Raw genomic sequence first — 19,773 nt, 5'->3', positions numbered from 1 at the left:
GGCCACACACGTCGGAGCGGCCCCGGAGGGCCGGCAGCGGGCGGTCAGCGGGCGCGGCTCCGGATCCCGCGCCGGTCCAGGAAGTCCGCGACGCGGTCCAGCCCCGCGCGGTGCCCCGGATGGGTCGGGAGCTGCAGGATGCCGTGTGGCGCACCGGCCAGCACGACGAGCTCGTGGTCCACGCCCACCGACGAGAGCCGCTCGGCGAGCCCGGCCGACTCGGCGGCGAGCGGGTCGTCGGCACCGGTCAGGACCAGGCTCGGCGGGAATCCGGTGCAGTACCGCTCAGGGTGCAGGCGGGGGTCGTCGAGCAGGGTCCGGGCGTCATCGGGCTCGAGGTAGAGCTGGGTCTCGGGCGTGTCGCCGCCCACCAGGTGGCGGAGCGCCGGGAGCGCCCGGTGCACGTCGTAGACGCCGTAGAACAGCAGCGCCGCGGTGATCGGTCCGATCCCACCGGCCGCCAGCGCCGCCGCCGCCAGGTTCGCCCCGGCCGAGTCACCGCCGACCAGGATCCGGTCGGGGTCCCCACCGAGACGGCTCGCGTGCTGCCGCGCCCAGTTCACCGCGTGCACCGCGTCGTCGACCGCGGCCGGGAACCGGTGCTTCGGAGCCCGGCGGTAGTCGACCACGACCGTGAGCAGGCCCAGCTCGGCGAGGTCGCCGGCCAGCCGCCGGTGGGTGCCCGGCGTGCCGAGGACCCAGGCGCCGCCGTGCAGGTGGACCAGGACCGGGAAGGGACCCTCGCCGGCCGGGCGGTGGACGTCGGCGGTGACCCGCCAACCGTCGACCTCGCGGATCGGGAGGCCCCGGGTGGTCTCGACCGAGTCCGGTATCCCCTGGTTGGTGTAGGCGTCGAAGGCCGCGAGCAGATCCTTCGCGGATCCCGAGGCCGGCGGGGCCAGGGTGCGCTGGAACTCCAGCAGGGCGTCCGGGAGCGGCACAGTCTCAGCTGCCGACACGGCGCTCCTCCCCCGCCCAGTACCGGGCCCGGATCTCGTGGCGCTGGATCTTCCCGGACCCGGTCTTCGGCAGCTTGTCGACGAACTCGACCGAGCGCGGCCGCTTGTAGGACGCGACCTGCTCCCGGCACACGCGATCGATGTCGGCCTCGGTCACCGCAAACCCGTCCCGGACCACGACGACGGCCTTGACCGCCTCGCCCCACCGGGCGTCCGGCACGCCGACCACCGCCACCTCGTCCACGCCCTCCAGCACCGCGATGGCGTTCTCGATCTCGGCCGGGAAGATGTTGAACCCACCGGAGACGATCATGTCCTTCTTGCGGTCGACGATGTGCAGGTAGCCGTCCTGCATCCGCCCGACGTCCCCGCTGGCCGCCCACCCGTCCTCCAGCAGGACCTGCGCGGTGGCCTCGGGCCGGTTCCAGTACCCGATCATCGTGGTGTCCCCGCGGGCCTGGATCTCCCCTTCCTCGCCGTCCGCGGCCGCACCGCCGTCCGGGGTCCGCAACCGGATCTCGACGAACGGGGTGATCCGCCCGGCCGAGGCCAGCCGGGCAGGTGGAGGACCGTCCGGGTCGAAGCGGTGGTCGTGCTTGGACAGCGACGCGAGCGGGAACGGGATCTCGGTCAGCCCGTAGGCCTGCACGAAGACATCCCCCAGGTGTCCCACCAGCCGGGTCAGCCGGCTCGGCGCGATCGCCGATCCTCCGTAGAGGACGGTGTGCAGGCTCCGGGTGTCCCAGCCCCCGGAGTCCAGCTCGGACAGCAACATGTTCAGCATCGTCGGCACCATCGGCAGCACGGTGACGCCGAGCTCGCCGACCGCGCGCAGGGTCTCGGCCGGCTCGAACTTCGGCACGCACACGTGGGTGGCCCCACGCAGGGTGTAGGGGATAGACAGGTAGCCGGACAGGTGGGTCAGCGGGGCCACGTGGTACACGACGTCGTCGGACTCGATCGCGTCCAGGACCACCATGAGGTTGCGGGCACACGCCAGCAGGCTGCGGTGGCTGAGCATCACTCCCTTCGGCTCGCCGGTGGTCCCCGACGTGTACGGCAGCCAGGCCAGGTCCTCGGTGGCGACCGGCGGCGACTCGATCTCCGGCTGGTCGAGGAGCGAGCCGATGCCGACCGCCCCCCGGGTGCGCGGCGCGTCCACCGCCACCACCTGCACGTCCAGGCCGGCCTCGGTCAGGGCCGCGGCGAGGTCGGACTCGCGCTCGTCGTCGACGAACACGACGGTCGGGGTGCAGTCCCGCACGACGCCGACGACCTCGCGGCCGTGCAGGCGGTAGCTCAGCGCCACCCGCACGAACCCGCCCGCGGCGAGCGCGTGGTCGATGACGATGCTCTCCGGACGGTTCTTCATCAGGACGATCGCCCGGTCCCCCGGGCGCATGCCCAGGCCGGCGAGACCGGACGCCAGCCGGCGCGCCCGCGCGCCCAGCTCGGCGTACGTGCAGGCGGTCCCGTCGAGCGACCGGACGGCGATCCGGTCGGGGTAGCGCCGGTAGACCTCGGCGAACGCCGAGGTCAGCGTCGCGGTGACCCGCGGCACCGCGACCGCGGTGTCCGGCGCGGGGCGCTCGGCCGTCGCCACTGATGCCTCGTTGCTCATGGCTGACCTTTCTGCGAGTTCCGTGGTGCGGAGGGGCCGGCCGGTCAGACCATCGTCAGGCCGCCGCTGACGCTCAGGGTCTGCCCGGTCACGAACCCGGCCTCGTCGCCGGCGAGGAAGACGACAGCGTTCGCGACGTCGGCCGGGTCACCGACCCGACCCAGCGGGATGGCCTTGACGAGCGCGTTGCGCAGCTTCTCCCCCGCGAACGACGCGAGCAGGTCGGTGTCGGTCGGTCCGGGGCACACGCAGTTGACGCGCACGCCGCTGCGGGCGAGCTCGCGGGCCGTCGTCTTCGTGAACGCGATGATCCCGCCCTTGGTCGCCGAGTAGACCGCCTCGCCCGACGAGCCGACGCGACCGGCGTCAGACGCGATGTTCACGACCGATCCGTGGCCTTGCTCGGCCATCAGCGGCAGCACCGCCCGCGAGGTGTGCAGCACGCCGTAGAGGTTGATCCGGATGATCCGGTCCCAGTCGGCGGGGTCGGAGTCGACGAACGGGCCGGCCTTGTCCCAGCCCGCGTTGTTCACCAGGACGTCGATCCGGCCGAAACGATCGACGACCCCGCCGACGAGCGCGTCCACCGACTCGCGCGAGGCCACGTCGACGTGGGCGCCGGTCGCGTCACCGCCCAACGCCTCCGCCATCTCGTCCGCGGCGGCGCGGTCGATGTCGGCGACGACCACCACGCCGCCGGCCGAGGCGGCCCGCGCCGCGATCGCGCGGCCGATCCCCCGTCCGGCGCCGGTGACGACGCAGACCTTCTTTGCCAGTGAACCCATCGTGCTACCTCACGTCGACTCAATTAGTATCATAATTACACGGACACGGACGAAGCTCAAGGCCACGCGGGACCGGGTGCCGGGTAGGTCGTCCGCGGGTCAGTCGCCGTCGGTCCCGGACACGACCTCGTCCACGTCGGGCCAGAGGATCGGGCTCTCGAGCTGCGGCCGCTGGTTGGAGGCGATGTCCTCGATGAGCAGCGTCAGCATGCTCCTGGTGATCTCGCTCGCCGCCTCGGCGTCCTGCATCCGGATCGCCTCGACACTGGCCTGCACGCGCTCGGTCAGCTCGACCCGGCTCCCGGCCGGGTACCGCCAGGGCACGGACGCGTGCATCGCGGCGAGTGCGGGCACGATCGTCGCGAGCATCGCGTTGTGCGACGCCTCGGCCACGCGCACCATGTGCCGCCCGGCGAGCTTGGCGTACTGCGGTCCACGCCGCTGCTGCGCCGAGGCGAGCGCCGCCACCGAGGCGTCGAGCGCCGCCAGGTCCGTGTCGTCCCGGTGCACGGCGGCGAGGGCCGCGACCGCGGGATCGATCGCGAGCCGGGCCTCGAACACCGTCTGCAGGGTGGCCCCCCGGAACTGCACCACCATCCCCAGTGCACTCCCGACCACGTCGGGTCCGGGGGTGGTGAGCCGCGGTCCACCGAACGGGCCGACCTTGACCGTGACCGCCCCGAGGTGGGTGAGCAGCCGCAGTGCCTCGCGCAGGGTCCCCCGCGACACCCCGTAGCGCTCCACGAGGGTGGCCTCGCCGGCGAGCGCGTCGCCGGGTCGCAGGCCGCGGTCGAGGAAGTCCCGCATGATGCGCCGCGCCGTGTGGGCGGGCAACGCTCCGCGCCGGACCGGGCGCTCGGAAGCGGCCACCTCGTGCGCCCTCCCCTCTCGCTCCTCACCCCGCGTCACCGGGGTCGAGGGCCGGGCATCCCCGGCCTCGACCACGGTAACCGCCGGCTCCCGGCGCCCGGCGCTCACAGGTCGAGCCTCAGTCGGGGCGAGCAGCTTCGGGACACGCACACGAAGATCGTGTCGTTCCGGCGGCGGTCCGCCTCGGTCTGGATGGAGTCCCGGTGCTCGGGGACGCCGTCCAGCACCGCGGTCTCGCAGGTGCCGCAGATGCCTTCCTCGCACGAGACGTCGACGTCGATCCCCGCCTCGTCGAGCACGTCGACGATCCGGCGGTCCGGCGGCACCGGAAGCGTCATCCCGGAGCGCTCGCATTCGACGACGAACGCGGTGGCAGGACGATCCACCTGTTCGGCCGGTGCGAACCGTTCGACGTGCAGCGTCCCCTCCGGCCAGTGGGTGCACCGCGCCGTCACCGCGTCCAGCAACGGCCCCGGACCGCAGCAGTAGACCACGGTCCCCAGGTCCGGGTCGGCGAGGGCCCGGTCGAGGTCGAGCAGACCGGTCTCGTCCTGGGGGCAGATCGCCACCCGGCCGGGATAGCGGTCCTGCAGCTCGTCGGCAAAGGCCATCGAGCGGCGGGTCCGCCCGCCGTAGAGCAGGGTCCAGTCCGCGGAGGGACCGAGTGCCCGCAGCATCGGCAGGATCGGCGTGATGCCGATCCCGCCGGCGACGAACCGGTACCGGGCTGCCGGCACCAGCGGGAAGTGGTTCCGCGGGCCCCGGAGCCGGATCGTCGCCCCCGCCTCGAGCCGGTCGTGGACGAAGGCCGATCCGCCACGACCGTCGGGCTCCCGGAGCACGGCGACCTCGTAGGTGTGCCGGTCGGCCGGGTTCCCGCAGAGCGAGTACTGGCGGATCATCCCCTCGCCCAGGACGAGGTCGACGTGGGCGCCCGGTTCCCACGGCGGGAACATCTCGCCCTCGGGATTCCGCAGGACGAGCCGGACCACCCCGTCGGCGGCCCGCACCCGCTGCACGACCTCGACGGTCGTCTCGACTTCGGTCATCGTGCCGGTCATCGTCCCTCCAGGTCACGACGGGCAGGACCCGCGCCGCCGCGGGCCACGTCACCGCACCGCCCGGTCAGGTGGTCGCGCCACGGATCAGGTCGCGGATGTAGCTGGGGGTCACCGGGGTGCGGTCGACCGTCACCCCGAACGGGGCCAGCGCATCGGTGATCGCGTTGACGACGGCGGCCGGTGCCGACACCGTGCCGGCCTCACCGACCCCCTTGACCCCGCTCTCGGTGACGGCGGACGGGGTCTCGATGTGCTCCATCGTGATCTCCGGGACGTCGGCCGCGGTCGGGTAGAGGTAGTCCATGAGGCTGCCGGCGAGGAAGTTGCCGTCGTCGGCGTACGCCGCCTCCTCCAGCAACGTGAGGCCGAGTGCCTGGGCGATCGCCCCGGAGATCTGCCCCTCGACGATCGTCGGGTTGAGCATGACGCCGCAGTCCTCGACGGCGACGATCCGCTCGATCCGGATCGTCCCGAGCTCGGGATCGACCTCGAGGACGACCGCGCAGGTGCCGTTGGCGTAGTTCTCCTCCGGGTCGTAGGTGCGCGTCGCGGTCAGCGCGGGTTCGGTCCCGTCGGCCGCGACGACCTCCTTCGGCCCGAAGTAACCGAACCCCGCGACCGAGGCCAGTGGCACGGCCTGGCCCGGAACGCCGCGGACCGACGCCTGGCCGTCGTGCAGCTCGATGTCGTCCGGGCTCGCCTCCAGCAGGACGGACGCGAGCCGGACCAGCTTGGCCCGCACGTCGGCAGCCGCGTAGCTCAGCGCACCGTTGGCGATCACGGCGCTCCGGCTGGCGTAGGTGCCCATGCCGTACGGGGAGTGGTCGGTGTCGCCCCGGACCACCCGGACGTCGTCCAGCCGCACGCCGAGGCGGTCGGCGACGACCTGGGCGAAGGTCGTCTCGTGGCCCTGCCCGTGGCTGTGCATCCCGGTCTTCACCGTGACCGAGCCGTCCGGTTCCATCGTCACCGACGTCTGGTCGTGGAAGTGGATCGGGTAGCCGACCTGGTGGGCCCCCTTCGACGCGAACCCGGTGGGTTCCACGAACGGGCTGAACCCGATGCCGAGATAGCGGCCCTGCCCGCGGAGCTCCTGCTGCCGCCGCCGGGTGTTCTCGTAGTCGATCGCCTTCTGCGCCACCCGCATCGACTCGACGTAGCTGCCGCCGTCGTAGCGCGCACCGAGCGCGGTCACGTACGGCTCGGGGCCGATCGCGTTCTTCACCCGCAGCTCCACCGGATCGATCTCCAGTGCCCGGGCGACGTCCTCGATCAGGGACTCCCGAATGAGCTGGCCGGGGGTCCATCCGACACCGCGGACGGCGCCGGTCGGGCACTTGTTGGTCAGCACGGTGTCCGCGGACCACGCGACGTTGCGCACGTCGTAGATGCTGGGCAGCATCGTCGCCGCGCAGGCCGGGTCGACCATCCCGGACCACGGGACGACGGCGTAGGCGCCGCTGTTGCCGATGAAGCGGCCGCGGAACGCGCGGAACGTCCCGTCGGCGTCCACCGCGATCTCGATGTCGCCGATCAGCTCCTTGGAGTGGACGCTGGCGGCCAGGCTCTCGTACCGGTCCTCGATCCACTTCACCGGCCTGCGGAGCTGCCGGCTCAGCGCCGGGATGATCACCTCGTCCGGGAAGTTGATGTGCGCCTTGGTGCCGAAGCCGCCGCCGAGGTCCGGCGAGATCACCGTGAGCTTGCCCTCGGACACGCCGATGGTCGGTGCCAGGAACGTCCGCAGCAGGTGCGGGAGCTGGGTCGAGCACCACACCGTCAGCCGGCCCGACGCGACGTCGTAGTCGGCCATGGTGCCGCGGGTCTCCAGCGGCGCGCCCGCGCTGCGGCCGACCCGGAACCGCTTGGCGAACACGTGCGCGGCGTCGGCGAACGCCTGCTCGACGTCACCGGCCGAGTCCTCGGTGTGGATGAAGTTGTTGTGCCCCAGCTCCTCGTCCAGGACCGGGGCGTCGGCCGCCAGCGCCTTCTCGGCGTCGAGCACGGCCGGGAGCGGCTCGTAGTCCACGTCGACCAGGTCGGCGCCGTCCTCGGCCAGGTAGCGGGAGCGGGCGACCACGACGGCGACCACGTCGCCGACGAAGCGCACCTTGTCCTTCGCCAGGGCCGACCGGCTCACCGGGGTCGCCTCCGGCCGGTCGAGCGCGGTCACGATGGGCTGGACGCCCTGCAGGTCGTCGGCCGTGAACACCCCGACCACGCCGGGGACGGCCGCCGCCTCCGTGGTGTCGACGGAGCGGATCCGGGCGTGGGCGTGCGGGCTGCGCACGAAGGCGGCGTGCAGCAGGCCGGGACGCGTGATGTCGTCCAGGTAGCCGTGCCCGCCGGCGAGGAACCGCGGGTCCTCGACCCGGGGCACCCGGGCCCCGACGTACTGGGGCGGCCGTGCCGCCGCCACGTCACCCGTCACGATCGTCCCTCCTTCTCGAGCCGGCCGGCGGCGTCCTTCACCGCGGCCACGATCCCCTGGTATCCGGTGCACCGGCAGACGTTGCCGGACAGGTGCTCGCGGATCTCACCGTCGGTCGGTGCCGGGTTCTCCTCGAGCAGGGCCTGCGTGGTCAGCAGCATCCCGGGCGTGCAGAACCCGCACTGCAGGCCGTGGTTCGCCCGGAACGCCTCCTGGATCGGGTGCAGGCCGTCCGGCCCCGCCAGACCCTCGACCGTCTCCACCTCGGCACCGTCGGCCGCCACCGCGAAGGTGATGCAGGAGCGCACGATCTCGCCGTCGAGCCGGACCGTGCAGGCACCGCACGCCCCCTGCTCGCACCCGACGTGCGTCCCGGTCAGGCCCAGCGTGTGCCGCAGGAAGTCGCTGAGCAGCGTCCGCGGCTCGGCGATCCCGCTGTGCGGCTCCCCGTTGACGGTGAGCCGGACGACCGTCTCGCCGTTGATGATCTCCGTGCTCACTGTCCGTCCTCCTGTCGTGCGGCGCCGGGCGCAGCGCCGGCGGAACGAGCGTCGGCGCTGCCGACGGCGCGGGCCACCAGGGCCGCTGCCGCGTCCTTGCGGTACCGGTCCGAGGCGTGCAGGTCCGACGGCGGTTGCAGGTCCGCCGCGGCCAGCCGGCCCGCCTCGCGGGCGACGTCCGGGTCGTCGAGCCGCCGGCCGTGCAGGTACTGCTCGGCGGCCTCGGCCCGGTGCGGGCGCTCGGCCACGCCGTTGAGGCAGATCCGGGCCGCGGTGACCCGCCGGTCGTCGTCGAGCTCCGCCACGAGTGCCACGCCGACCAGCGCGAAGTCGCCGTGCCGGCGGGCGACCTCGGTGAAGGCCCACACCCCGCGGGTGGGATCGTGCCGGCGCGGCAGCCGGATCTCGGTGAGGATCTCGTCCTCGGACAGCGCGGTCGTGAAGTAGGAGACGAAGAAGTCGTCGGCCGGGATCACCCGTTCCCCGGCCGGCCCCTGCACGACGATGTCGGCGCCGAGCGCGCGGAGCACGGTCGGCAGCTCCGCGGCCGGGTCGGCGTGCGCGACGCTCCCCCCGAACGTGCCGCGGTTGCGGTTCGCGGCGTGACCGACGTGCGACAGCGCCTCCGGGATGATCGGCGCGAACTCCCGCACCTCGGCCGACCGCAGCACCGCGGTCTGCCGGGCCGTCGCACCGATCGAGAGGTGCCCGTTGCGGCGGATCGCCCCGAGCTCGGGGACCCGGCACGCGTCGACCAGCCGGGCGGGCCGGGCCAGCCGCATGTTCATCAGCGGGATCAGGCTCTGCCCGCCCGCGATCACCTTGGCGTCCTCCACCTCACCGAGCAGGCCGACGGCCTCGGTGAGCGTGCGCGGGGCGCAGTACTCAAACGGCGGTGGTTTCATGATCCTCCGATCCCGGACGGGGTTTCTCGGGCGTCAGCAATCGGACGACCGACCCGACGTCGTCCACGGTGTCGATCGCGAGCAGCCGGTCGACCTGCTCGTCCACGGCGGGTTCGGTGAAGGAGCGACCCGCCAGGGAGCGGTACTTGGCGACGAAGTCCGCTTCCGAGGGCGGGAACCCGGGCAGGCCGTGGAAGCCCTCCACCCGGTGCACGATCCGGTGCCCGTCACGCATCGTCAGGGTCAGCCGGCTGGGCCGGAAGCGCGGCGGGTTCGTCTCGAAGGTCCGGTCGAACTCCGCGTCCAGGCGCATCTCCACCTTGTCCGCCAGCCGGTGCCAGTCGTCGCGGGTGATGACGTCCGGCTCGAACGCCCGGGTGACCAGGTCCGCGCGGGACCGGCCCAGCAGCGCCTGCGCGACGCCGTAGGCGGCGCTGGACTTCGCACCGGACGGGGTCGTCGGGCGGCGCCGGTTGCAGAGCATCGTGCGGGCGTTGGTGTCCACCTCGATGCGTTCGATGTCGGCGACGTCGAACTCCTCGGCGGCCCGCAGCTGGAGCGCGCACTCGATCTCGGACTGCACCGGGCCCGCCGCGATGAACTTGATGTCCAGGCTCATGATCTCCCAGGTCTCGCCGAGCCCCGCCGTCAGGCAGCCGTAGTCGATCGGGGTGACCAGGAGCGGGAACAGGTCGGCCGCGATCTCCGGGCCGCCACCGGTGAGGCCCTCCTTCGCGAGCCGGGCGGCCAGGATCCCCAGCGCCGAGGACCATCCGGAGCCCAGCGGTTTCACGTCAGCGCCGCCCCGGAACGAGGCGAACGTGGTGGTCGGCGCGAGGTTGCCGACGATGCCGAAGGCCTCCACCATCTCCTGGCGGGACAGTCCGTGCAGCACGCCGACCGCGGCGGCCGCACCGAACCCGCCGAGCACCGCGGGCGGGTACCACCCCTGGTGCAGCGACTGGGCCTGGATGGTGTCGGCGGGCTGGTCCGGGTCGTGGGAGAGCGCCCAGGCGACCCGGATGAGGACCTCGTACCCGACGACGACCGCGCGGACCAGATCCCGCCCGGCCGCGCCGATCCGCTCGCCCTCGGCCAGGACCGCGGGCACGATCACGGTTCCCGGGTGTACCGATCCCTTGGAGACGCCTTCGGACAGCTCCGTGGCGTTGATCCGCGCGGCGTTGATCATCGCCGCGACCGGTGCGGAGGTGCGTCTCCCGGTCCCGATCACGGTGGCCTCGTCGGCGTCGCCGAAGAAGGCGGTGAGCGTGTCGAGACGCTCGAGCCGGACGTTCTCGCTGCCCAGGAGCGCGCAGCCGGCGTTGTTCAGCAGGACGTGCCGCGCCCGGCGGGTCACGTCCTCGGGCAGCGTCGCGAACTCGATACCGGTGGCGAACCCTGCGAGGCGGTCCAGCCCCTCGACGGCGACCCGCCGGTCTTCGTCGGTCGCAGTGACGACCATTGTCATGCCCTTCGGTTCGTGGGCGTTCGTGCGATCCCGGCTCAGCCGACGACGAACGGGTCCCGGGTCTGGTCCGACATGTTCACCCAGACCGCCTTGGTCTCGGTGTACTCGCGCACCGCGTCGATCCCGCCTTCGCGGCCGATGCCGCTGTGCTTGAAGCCGCCGATCGGGACGTTGTAGCTGATCGTGCGGTAGCAGTTGATCCACACCATTCCGGCCTTCACCCGGTGCGCGACCCGGTGGGCCCGGCGGACGTCGTCGGTCCAGATCCCGGCGGCCAGCCCGTACCGGGTGTCGTTGGCGATCCGCAACGCCTCGTCCTCACTGTCGAACGGGATGACCGACAGCACCGGGCCGAAGATCTCCTCCTGGGCGACCTGCATGTCGTTGCGGACGCCGGTGAGGATCGTCGGCTCGTAGAAGTAGCCGCCGGCCAGTTCCCCGTCGCCGGGTCGCCGGCCACCACAGTGCACGGTGGCCCCCTCGGTCGAGGCCAGGTCGACGTAGTGGAGGACCTTGTCGAGCTGCTGGGCGAACGCGATCGGCCCCATCTCCGTGGAGTCGGCCCGCGGGTCGCCCATCCGGATCGTGCGCGCGCGCTCGGCGACCCGCGCGACCAGCTCGTCGTGCACGCTCCGCTCGACCAGCAGCCTGCTGCCCGAGTTGCAGCTCTGCCCGGTCGCGGCGAACACCCCGGCGATCACGCCGTTCGCTGCCGCGGCCAGGTCGGCGTCCGCGAACACCACGTTCGGCGACTTGCCACCGAGTTCCAGCGTGACCCGGGCGACGTGCTCCGCCGCGGACTTCATCACGTTCACGCCGTTGGTGCTGGAGCCGGTGAACGCCACCTTGTCCACGCCGGGGTGCGCGGCCAGTGCACGGCCGGTGACCCCGTCACCGGTGACGACGTTGACCACGCCGGGAGGGATGCCGGCCTCGTCGACCAGCCGCGCGAACTCCAGTGTCGACACCGGGGTGTGCTCGCTGGGCTTGACCACGAAGGTGCAGCCGGCTGCCAGCGCCGGGGCCAGCTTCAGCGTCGTGATCAGCAGCGGGCTGTTCCACGGCGCGATCGCGCCGACCACCCCCACCGGCTCCGGCCGGGTGTAGGCGAAGATCGACGGCTTGGTGTCCGGCGGGGTGGTGCCTTCGATCTTGTCGGCGAGCCCGCCGTAGTAGTCGTACCAGTCGGGCAGCGACCGGACCTGCCCGACCATCTCGCGCAGCAGCTTGCCGTTGTCGGTGGTCTCCACCGCACCGAGCTCGTCGGCGTGCCGGGCCAGGAGCTCCCCCAGCCGCCGGACGAGCCTGCCACGGGCCGTCGCCGTCAGCGCGCCCCAGGGTCCGTCGAGGGCGGACCGGGCCGCCCGGACGGCCCGGTCCACGTCGTCGGGCCCGGCCGAGGGCACGGAGGCCCAGGTCGTGCCGGTGTAGGGGTCGACCGAGTCGAACCGGTCGCCGGTGCGGGAGTCCACCCACTCCCCGCCGATCAGCATCTGCAGCTCGCGCGTCCGTACGGTGGCGGGCGCCGTGTCGAGGTCAGTCAACCGCCTCGACCTCGATCTCGACGAGGAAGTCCGATCCGAACAGGAACGGGGTGCCCACCAGCGTGGCGGCCGGGCGCGCGCGCCCGAAGAAGTCCCGCATGGCCCGTACCGCGTCCGCACCGTACTGCGCGTCGGTGATGTAGAAGTTCACCTTCACCACGTGGTCGAGCGACGAGTCGAGGTCACCGAGCACCTTCTCGATCATCTCGATCGCCACCCGGCACTGCCCGTACATGTCGCCCTTGAGCGCCGGGTCCAGCTGGCCGTCCGGACCGATGGCCGGGCAACCGGACACGATCACCCGGTCGCCGACCCGCACCGCACGGGAGAACCGGTACTCCTCCTCGGCGGGGATGCCGGCCGAGGCCCGGTGACGCTCGTGGACGAAGTTCACGCTACTGGTCATGCTGGTACTGCCTCTTTCTCGTTCGGTCGGGCGGGAGCGCACGCAGGGCCGCCGACGGGCGACCCGCGTCCGTGTGTGGGGGGTCGGTCAGACCGCGGCGGTGGGCTCCGCGGCGGTCTGGTTGCGGGCGAGCTCGCGCCAGTCGCTGCCCTTCGGGACGACGCCGACGTAGCCGTCGAGCTGGGCGTAGTGCTCGGCCGACAGGGCCTTCGGTGCCGGTCTGCCGTCCTGTACCGCCTTGATCGCCCGCAGCAGGAACTTGCGGACGGCGGTCACCCCGATGTCCTCGACGCCGAGGTGCTCGGTGCTCCGGTCGAGGATCCGGCCCTGGGACTGGATGACGGCGATGTCCTGGGCGGCGATCCCGTCGATCCCGGAGTACGTCTCGGTCTTCTGCTTCTTGCGGTCCTGGAAGTGGTGGTTCCGCAGGTTCGCGATCGTGCGGTACTCGTCGTCCTTGTCGATCTTGTGGTGGCCGAAGTCGTGGTTGATCTCCTCCCGGATCTCCGGGGTGAGCGGCTTGTCCGGGTCGTAGTGGACGTAGTAGACGAGGTGGTTCTCGTCGTCGATCGGGGTCCAGCCGTGCCAGATGAACGGGATGCCCAGTGCCTCACCACCGGCGACGATGCTGGATGCCGGGGCGATGTAGGGGTGGACGAGGAAGGCCTCGACGTCGGTCCGGGTCTCACCCGGGCGCTCCGGGTCCTCCATCGGGTAGCCCCAGATCGTCTCGACACCCCAGGGCATGTGCTTGGCGTGCCCGTCCGGGGAGCGGTGGAACCCGAAGAACGCCGCGAACGCGTCCTCGACGGTGTGCCGCTCGCGGTAGGCCTTCATCGACAGGTGCAGGTAGGACGCGTGCGGGGCGTCGATGTCACCCTCGAGCGCCTGGAACCAGTTCGTCGGCTGGTTGTAGTGCACCGCCATGATGTGGTCGTCGGGCAGGTCGCAGAACCGCCAGTGCGGGAACTCCGGCATCTCCTCACGGGGTCCCATGTAGACCCAGATGAGACCCCCGGCCTCGCGGGTCGGGTAGGACGTCTGCTTGATCTTCCCGGCGAACAGTTCCTGGTTGCGCTCAGGCGGCGCCTCGAGGAGGTTGCCGTCGGCGTCGACCTTCCAGCCGTGGTAGATGCAACGAAGGCCGCCCTCCTCGCAGCGACCGTAGGCCAGTGACGCCCCGCGGTGCGGGCACGCCTCGTCGAGGATGCCGACCCGGCCGGACGAGTCGCGGAACGCCACGAGGCGCTCACCGAGGATCTTGATCGCGATCGGCGGGCAGTCCGCCTCCGGGAGCCGCTCGGCGAGGAACGCGGGCATCCAGTAGCGACGGAAGAGCTCCCCCATCGGCGTGCCGGGACCGGTGCGGACGAGGAGCTCCTGCTCCTCCGTGGTGATGGCCATGAAGAGAACACCCTTCGCGTGGTGGGGACGCGGGATCGGTGTGAACCAGCTAACAAGTATCACATTAATAAGGATCATAATTTGTGTCAACGGCCGGCTGTCCCGGCTCGGCCGACCGCACTCCGAGCAGCGACGACGCCGTGACACCGGCTCCGGCACCCACCCGGACGCGGTGGCGTGACTCCGGTCTCGCTACCCGCGGTCGACCGGCCGCCGACCTGCCGACCTCCACCCGCGCGGCGTTGAGCACCGCCGTGAACTCTGATACTTGTTTCGGGGTTGGCCCGATCCGTCGCCGACGTCATCACGCGCCGGCCACCCCGTCCCGCACCGAGAGGTCGACGATGACCCACGCCGTCTCCGTGGCCGTGCTGGTGACCGTGTTCGTCCTGGCCACGACGACCCCGGTCAGTCTCGGGGTCCTCGCCTTCGCCGCGGCCTTCCTCGTGGGTGCCGTCGTCTCGGGCGTCCCGCCCGACGACGTCGTGGCGCATTTCCCCGGCGACATCTTCCTGATCGTCGTGGGGGTCACGCTGCTGTTCGGGATCGCCCGGGCCAACGGGACCCTGGACTTTCTCGTGTCCCTGCTGATCGGCACCGTGCGCGGGCGCCGCTGGGCGGTCCTCTGGGCGATGTTCGCCCTCGGGGCGGTGCTCATGTCGCTGGGCGCGGTCCTGGCGGTCGGCATGCTGGCGCCGATCGCGATGCCGATCGCCCGCAGGTACCGGATCGACCCGCTCCTGATGGGCGTGATCCTCGCCCACGGTGCCCTCGGTGCCGCGTTCTCCCCGATCACGCTCTACGGCGGGTTCGTCAACGGCTGGCTGAGCCGCGCCGGGCTCCCGACCGACCCGCTCGCGCTCTACCTGATCCCGCTGGGGCTCAGCTTCGTCATCGCACTGGCGGTGTTCCTGATCCGGGGCCGAGGTCTGCTCCGTGGTGCCGACCGGGTCGACGACGGGGACGGGGGCGACCCACCGGTGCGAACGGCACCGGCCGGTGCCGGCGACCCCCTGCAGGCCGGCGCCGGGACGGCCCGCACCCGCGTCGACGCGCTGCAGGGGCTCACGCTCCTCGGTCTCGTCGGGCTGCTGGTCGGCACCGCAGGGTTCGGCGTCGACGTCGGGGTCGGATCGCTGTGCATCGCCACCGTCCTCCTGCTCGTCGCACCGCAGCGCCACCGGACGGCGACCGACGGGATCGCCTGGCCCGCGGTCCTTCTGGTGTGCGGGATGCTCACCTTCATGGGCGTGCTCGAGCAGAACGGCACCCTGGAGTTGCTCGGGAACGCGGCCGCCGGCCTCGGCAGTCCCCTGCTGACCGCCTTCGTCCTCTGCTGCACGGTCGCCGCGCTCTCCGCCGTCGGCTCGTCGATCGGCACCCTCGGGGTCGTGCTCCCCCTGGCGGGCCCGCTGCTCGCCACCGGCGGCGTGAGCACGCTCGCCGTCGTCGCGGCCCTCGCGTTCTGCACGATCGTCGTCGACATCAGCCCGTTCTCGAGCAACGGCGTCCTGGTGCTGGCCAGCGCGGAGGTCGACGACCGGGCCGCGTTCCAGCGGCAGCTCCTCCGCTACTGCGTCACGATGGTGCTGGTGGCGCCGCCGCTCGGCTTCGTCCTCGTCGCGCTGACCTCGTGACCGGGCCACCGCGCCGGGCCGCCCTCCGGCACGACAACGGCACGGTCAGATCCCGCCGGCGTCCTCCGGCTCGGCACCCCCACGGATCGGCAGGTCGTCGAACACCGCGGGCGGCGGCTCGCTCCACAGGTCGGGCAGCCGACCGGCGCGGGCGTCCTGCACCGCCCGCCACACCCGTTCCGGGGTGCACGGCAGGTCGATGTGCCTCACACCGAGGTGGCTCAGCGCGTCGACCACGGCGTTCTGCACGGCCGGGGTCGAGCCGATCGTGGCCGACTCCCCGATTCCCTTCGCGCCGAGCGCGTTCAGCGCCGTCGGGGTCTCGGTCGTGGCGGTCTCGAAGTCGAACAGGTCCGCCGCGCTGGGCATCCGGTAGTCGGCCAGGGTCGCGGTCAGCGGCTGCCCCTCGGGGTCGTACACGACCTCCTCGTACAGCGCCTGCGCGATGCCCTGGGCCAGACCACCGTGCTGCTGGCCCTCCACGAGCAGCGGGTTCAGGATCCGCCCGCAGTCGTCGACCGCGACGTGCTGGCGCGGGGTCACCCGACCGGTCTCGGTGTCCACCTCGACCACCGACACGTGCGCGCCGAACGGGAAGGTCGCCCCGCCCTGGGCGACGTCCAGGCCGGCGGCCAGCTCCTTCCCCGCCTCCTGCGCGGCGGCGGCAACCTGCACCCACGTGACCGCGGCGCTCGGCACCCCGGCCACGCCGAAGCGCCCGTCCTCGGTGAGCTCGATGTCGTCGACCGCGGCCTCCAGCAGCGCCGCGGCCTGCCGGCGGGCCTGCTCCAGCACGTCGGTGGCGGCCGCCGAGACGGCGCTACCGCCCAGCTGCAGGGATTTCGAGCCGCCGGTGCCGCCACCGCGCGGCACCACGGCCGTGTCGGACTGCACGTAGCTGATCTTGTCCAGCGGGATGCCGAGCGTGTCGGAGACGAGCATCGCGAACGCCGTCGCGTGCCCCTGACCGTGCGCGGAGGTCCCGGCCGACACCGTCGCCGAACCGTCCGGGTACACCTGCACCGAGCCGAACTCGGATCCGCCGCCGGGCGAGGTGACCTCGACGTAGACGCCCACACCGATACCGAGTTGCACCGGGTCGCCGTTCGCGCGGCGGGTGGCCTGTTCCTCCCGCAGCTTCTCGTAGCCGGCCAGGCGCAGCGCCTCGGTCAGCGGCAGGTCGTAGTCGCCGCTGTCGTACACCGCGCCCGTCCGCGTCGTGAACGGGAAGGACGCCGGGTCCAGGAGGTTGCGCCTGCGGAGCTCCACCGGGTCCATGTCCAGCTCCGCGGCCGCGATGTCCATGATCCGTTCCAGGTGGGCGGCGGCCTCCGGCCGGCCCGCGCCGCGGAACGCGCCCATCGGCGTGGTGTTGGTGACCACCGCCGCGGCGTCGTATCCGACCACCGGGACGTCGTACACCCCGGGCGCCATCAGGTAGGTCATGTAGATCGGCAGCACCCCGCCGAAACCGGCCCAGCCGCCGGCGTCGCCGAGCACCCTGGCCCGCAACCCGGTGATCTTCCCCTGCCGCGTCAGGCCCAGCTCGTAGTAGCCGACCTGGCCCCGCCCGTGCGGCATCGACACGAGGTTCTCCGACCGTGTCTCCACCCACGCGACCGGCCGGCCCAGGGCACGCGCGGCACCGACGGTCGCGGTGTGCTCGGCGGTGATCGCCGGCTTGCCCCCGAACCCGCCTCCGACGTGCGGCGCGATCACCCGCACCTTCTCCGCGGGCAGCCCGAACACGTCGCACAGCTGGGCGCGGACGCCGTGCGGCATCTGCGTGGAGATGTGCACGACCAGCTCGTGCTCCCCGTCCCCGGTCGGGTCGGCGACGACGGCGTTGCCCTCCATCGGCACGACCGCGATCCGCTGGTTGACCATTCGCGCCCGAACCACGAGCTCCGCGTCGGCGAGCGGGTCCGGCTCGGGTGCCGAGCGCGCCCCGGCCACCAGGTTCGTGCCGAGCTCCGGGAACTGCAGCTCGGCGCCCTGCTCGAGCGCCGCCTCCGGGTCGACGACGGCGGGCAACGGGTCGTAGTCGACCTCCACCAGTTCGGCCGCGTCGACGGCGGCCGCCTTCGACTCCGCGACGACGAGCGCCACCGGCTCGCCGACGAACCGCACCCGGTCCGTGGCCAGCGGCGGCCGCGGCAGCTGCGGGTTCACGACCATGTAGCCGTGGTGCGCCGGCAGGTCCAGATCCGCGGCGGTGAACACGGCGACCACCCCCGGCGCCGATGCCGCGGCCGCCACGTCGATGCCGGTGATCCGCCCGTGCGCCAGCGGCGACCGGACGAACACGGCATGCAGGAGGCCCTCGAGCTGCAGGTTGCCCACGAACGACGAGGCGCCGGTGATCAGGTCGGCGTCCTCCACCCTGCGAACCCGGGTCCCGAGAATCGATCCTCGCATGCCGTGCACCACCTTCGGTCCCGCTGCCCACCCGCGACGAGCGTCGCGCGATGCAAAATATTAAATGCATGAGGTGCGCGCAACCGCCGATCTGCCCAGCGCCGCTCGTCCGGCCGGCGACATGACAGAGCACCGTCACCAATCGCCCGCCACCGAGGGGCACGCACCGTGTGCGACCCACTCCTCCTGGTCACGATGGCGCGCACCTCGACCGTTGCACCGGCCGCTAGCCTTGCTCGTGCTCTATGGATCGTGCATCATACACAAACTTTACCGCGTCGATGTCCTCTCGCATCCCTCGGCAGCCGACCCACGGGCCGGCTTCACGCTCCGGACGCTGCGACGACGGGACACGGACCGGCGTCGGTGAACCGGCCGGAAGATCCGACGACACACACGAAGGCGTGGGTGCGTACGTGAAGACAACGCCATACCAACTCGCAACGATCTTGTTCTGCGTCGCGGTGAACGCGCTGGACGGCTACGACGTGTTCATCATGGGCTACGCGCTGCCGTACCTTCCCGCCGAACTGGCCTCACCGGTGGATAAGGGCTACCTGCTGAGCTCGGCACTCGTCGGCCTGGGCGTGGGAGCCATGTTCCTGGCGCGGTTCGCCGACATCTACGGCCGGCGCCCCGTGTTCATCGCCGGCCTCCTCCTGAACACCGCGGGGCTGCTCGGGTCGGCGCTGGCGCCGAACTTCGGGGTCCTGCTCACCTCGCGGTTCTTCACCGGCCTGGCGGTCGGCGTGATCGGCACGGTCTGCATCGTCACCTGCCAGGAGATGGCGCCGGCGTCCAAGCGGAGCATGGCGGTCGGCATGGTGATGTTCGGCTATCCCGTGGGGAGCTTCGTCGCGGGAACGTTCGGGACGGCCGTGCTCGGCCTGTTCGGTGGCGCGTGGCAGGGGTTCTTCTGGCTGGGGACCCTGCTCAGCGGACTGCTGCTCGTCGTCTGCATCGTCTTCATGCCGGAGTCGGTGATGTTCCTGCAGAAGAAGCCGGACGCCGCCTCGCAGGAGAAGTACCGGGCGCTCGCCGGGCGCATGCACCTCGAGGAGGAGCCGGCCAGGGCTCCCTCGGAGGCGACCGGCTCGGAGAAGGTACGGCTGCTCGGCCGCCGGTACCGCGCGCAGACGCTGTACCTGTGGACCGGCTACACCTTCCTCACCGCGGCGTTCTACTTCATCGGCTCGTGGACCCCGCAGCTCATCAGCAACGCCAGCGGCGACAAGGGCGCGGGCGCCCTCGCCGGAGTCATGGTCAGCGTCGGCACGATGGCGGGTGCGCTGCTCTTCGGGTACCTGGGACTGCGCCGGCCTGCGGCGTTCCTGTCCTGGGTGTCGGTCGCGATCGCCATGGTCGCGCTCGTCGGGTTCGCGCTCGTCCTGCAGGGATTCTTCGCCCTGGGCATGGCGGTCGTGATGAGCGCCGGCCTGTTCGTCGCCCTGTCGGCCTACGCGGGGGCCTCGGGCACCGTGTACCCGGCCGCCGGACGGGCGTCGGGCTACGGCACGATGCTCGGGATGGGGCGGGTCGGCGCCATCGTCGCGCCGATCATCGGTGGCTACGTCGTCACGCTGGTCTCCCCCAACGCCATGTTCCTGGGAGTGCTGATCCCGATGGGGCTGGCGGTCGTGTGCTCGATGCTGCTGCAGCGGTCCATGCGCGTGGCGAACGACACCCGCGACGTCGAGGCGGCGAACGCGTAGTACCGGTCGCTCCCCGCGCCGGTCAGTCGACACCGGCGCGGGAGCGACC

The 19,773-nt window shown here is 72.1% G+C and carries 16 protein-coding genes; 3 read left to right on the top strand and 13 right to left on the bottom strand.

The genetic code is table 11. The annotated features are described in order from the left end of the window. Nucleotides 1–44: 44 nt before the first annotated feature. The 12 genes from H7X46_RS12035 to H7X46_RS11980 all read right to left on the bottom strand — a co-directional run bounded on the left by H7X46_RS12035 (nucleotide 45) and on the right by H7X46_RS11980 (nucleotide 13,957). Complete coding sequence (locus H7X46_RS12035; protein WP_186359490.1) at nucleotides 45–959, bottom strand: alpha/beta hydrolase fold domain-containing protein; 915 nt, start codon at nucleotides 957–959, stop codon at nucleotides 45–47. Beyond that, nucleotides 946–2,580 (bottom strand): class I adenylate-forming enzyme family protein, encoded by a 1,635-nt coding sequence (locus H7X46_RS12030; protein WP_186359489.1) that lies wholly within the window; start codon nucleotides 2,578–2,580, stop codon nucleotides 946–948. Before H7X46_RS12030 ends, H7X46_RS12035 begins: the two co-directional genes overlap by 14 nt. A gap of 44 nt (nucleotides 2,581–2,624) precedes the next feature. Then, nucleotides 2,625–3,365 carry an SDR family NAD(P)-dependent oxidoreductase gene (locus H7X46_RS12025; protein ID WP_186359488.1) on the bottom strand — a complete coding sequence of 247 codons (741 nt, stop codon included), beginning with the start codon at nucleotides 3,363–3,365 and terminating at the stop codon, nucleotides 2,625–2,627. 99 nt (nucleotides 3,366–3,464) lie between these two features. Next, nucleotides 3,465–4,235 carry an FCD domain-containing protein gene (locus H7X46_RS12020; RefSeq protein WP_186359487.1) on the bottom strand — a complete coding sequence of 257 codons (771 nt, stop codon included), beginning with the start codon at nucleotides 4,233–4,235 and terminating at the stop codon, nucleotides 3,465–3,467. A 104-nt stretch (nucleotides 4,236–4,339) separates the two neighbouring features. Further along, nucleotides 4,340–5,296 (bottom strand): PDR/VanB family oxidoreductase, encoded by a 957-nt coding sequence (locus H7X46_RS12015; protein ID WP_186359486.1) that lies wholly within the window; start codon nucleotides 5,294–5,296, stop codon nucleotides 4,340–4,342. A gap of 64 nt (nucleotides 5,297–5,360) precedes the next feature. Further along, on the bottom strand, nucleotides 5,361–7,727 hold the full coding sequence (locus H7X46_RS12010; RefSeq protein WP_222131280.1) for a xanthine dehydrogenase family protein molybdopterin-binding subunit: 2,367 nt from the start codon (nucleotides 7,725–7,727) through the stop codon (nucleotides 5,361–5,363). Then, complete coding sequence (locus H7X46_RS12005) at nucleotides 7,724–8,227, bottom strand: (2Fe-2S)-binding protein (protein ID WP_370588720.1); 504 nt, start codon at nucleotides 8,225–8,227, stop codon at nucleotides 7,724–7,726. The genes H7X46_RS12010 and H7X46_RS12005 overlap by 4 nt, the downstream gene beginning before the upstream one ends. Then, entirely contained in the window at nucleotides 8,224–9,132 is a 909-nt protein-coding gene (locus tag H7X46_RS12000) for a xanthine dehydrogenase family protein subunit M (protein ID WP_186359485.1), read from the bottom strand. Before H7X46_RS12000 ends, H7X46_RS12005 begins: the two co-directional genes overlap by 4 nt. Further along, nucleotides 9,113–10,597, bottom strand: a complete 1,485-nt coding sequence (locus tag H7X46_RS11995) for an MmgE/PrpD family protein (protein WP_186359484.1) — start codon at nucleotides 10,595–10,597, stop codon at nucleotides 9,113–9,115. The genes H7X46_RS12000 and H7X46_RS11995 overlap by 20 nt, the downstream gene beginning before the upstream one ends. A 41-nt stretch (nucleotides 10,598–10,638) precedes the next feature. Beyond that, on the bottom strand, nucleotides 10,639–12,147 hold the full coding sequence (locus tag H7X46_RS11990; RefSeq protein WP_370588719.1) for an aldehyde dehydrogenase: 1,509 nt from the start codon (nucleotides 12,145–12,147) through the stop codon (nucleotides 10,639–10,641). Next, nucleotides 12,140–12,553, bottom strand: a complete 414-nt coding sequence (locus H7X46_RS11985) for a Rid family hydrolase (RefSeq protein ID WP_186359483.1) — start codon at nucleotides 12,551–12,553, stop codon at nucleotides 12,140–12,142. The genes H7X46_RS11990 and H7X46_RS11985 overlap by 8 nt, the downstream gene beginning before the upstream one ends. 87 nt (nucleotides 12,554–12,640) lie before the next feature. Beyond that, on the bottom strand, nucleotides 12,641–13,957 hold the full coding sequence (locus H7X46_RS11980) for a Rieske 2Fe-2S domain-containing protein (RefSeq protein ID WP_186359482.1): 1,317 nt from the start codon (nucleotides 13,955–13,957) through the stop codon (nucleotides 12,641–12,643). Here H7X46_RS11980 and H7X46_RS11975 point away from each other — a divergent pair. Together H7X46_RS11975 and H7X46_RS11970 are read left to right on the top strand one after the other, a co-directional pair. After that, a complete protein-coding gene (locus H7X46_RS11975) occupies nucleotides 13,956–14,138 on the top strand; it encodes a hypothetical protein (protein ID WP_186359481.1) in 183 nt (60 codons plus the stop codon). The genes H7X46_RS11980 and H7X46_RS11975 overlap by 2 nt on opposite strands. Before the next feature lie 163 nt (nucleotides 14,139–14,301). After that, a complete protein-coding gene (locus H7X46_RS11970; protein ID WP_186359480.1) occupies nucleotides 14,302–15,594 on the top strand; it encodes an SLC13 family permease in 1,293 nt (430 codons plus the stop codon). A gap of 45 nt (nucleotides 15,595–15,639) precedes the next feature. Here the strand turns inward: H7X46_RS11970 and H7X46_RS11965 are convergent, their stop codons facing one another. Then, nucleotides 15,640–18,012, bottom strand: coding sequence for a xanthine dehydrogenase family protein molybdopterin-binding subunit (locus H7X46_RS11965; protein WP_186359479.1), 2,373 nt, complete (start codon nucleotides 18,010–18,012; stop codon nucleotides 15,640–15,642). A gap of 416 nt (nucleotides 18,013–18,428) precedes the next feature. On the opposite strand from H7X46_RS11965, the gene H7X46_RS11960 reads away from it, so the two are divergent. Next, nucleotides 18,429–19,724 carry an MFS transporter gene (locus tag H7X46_RS11960; protein ID WP_222131279.1) on the top strand — a complete coding sequence of 432 codons (1,296 nt, stop codon included), beginning with the start codon at nucleotides 18,429–18,431 and terminating at the stop codon, nucleotides 19,722–19,724. Nucleotides 19,725–19,773 lie beyond the last annotated feature (49 nt).

This window comes from Pseudonocardia sp. C8 (assembly GCF_014267175.1).
Classification (GTDB): Bacteria; Actinomycetota; Actinomycetes; order Mycobacteriales; family Pseudonocardiaceae; genus Pseudonocardia.
This window is presented reverse-complemented; position numbering and strand designations above follow the sequence as displayed.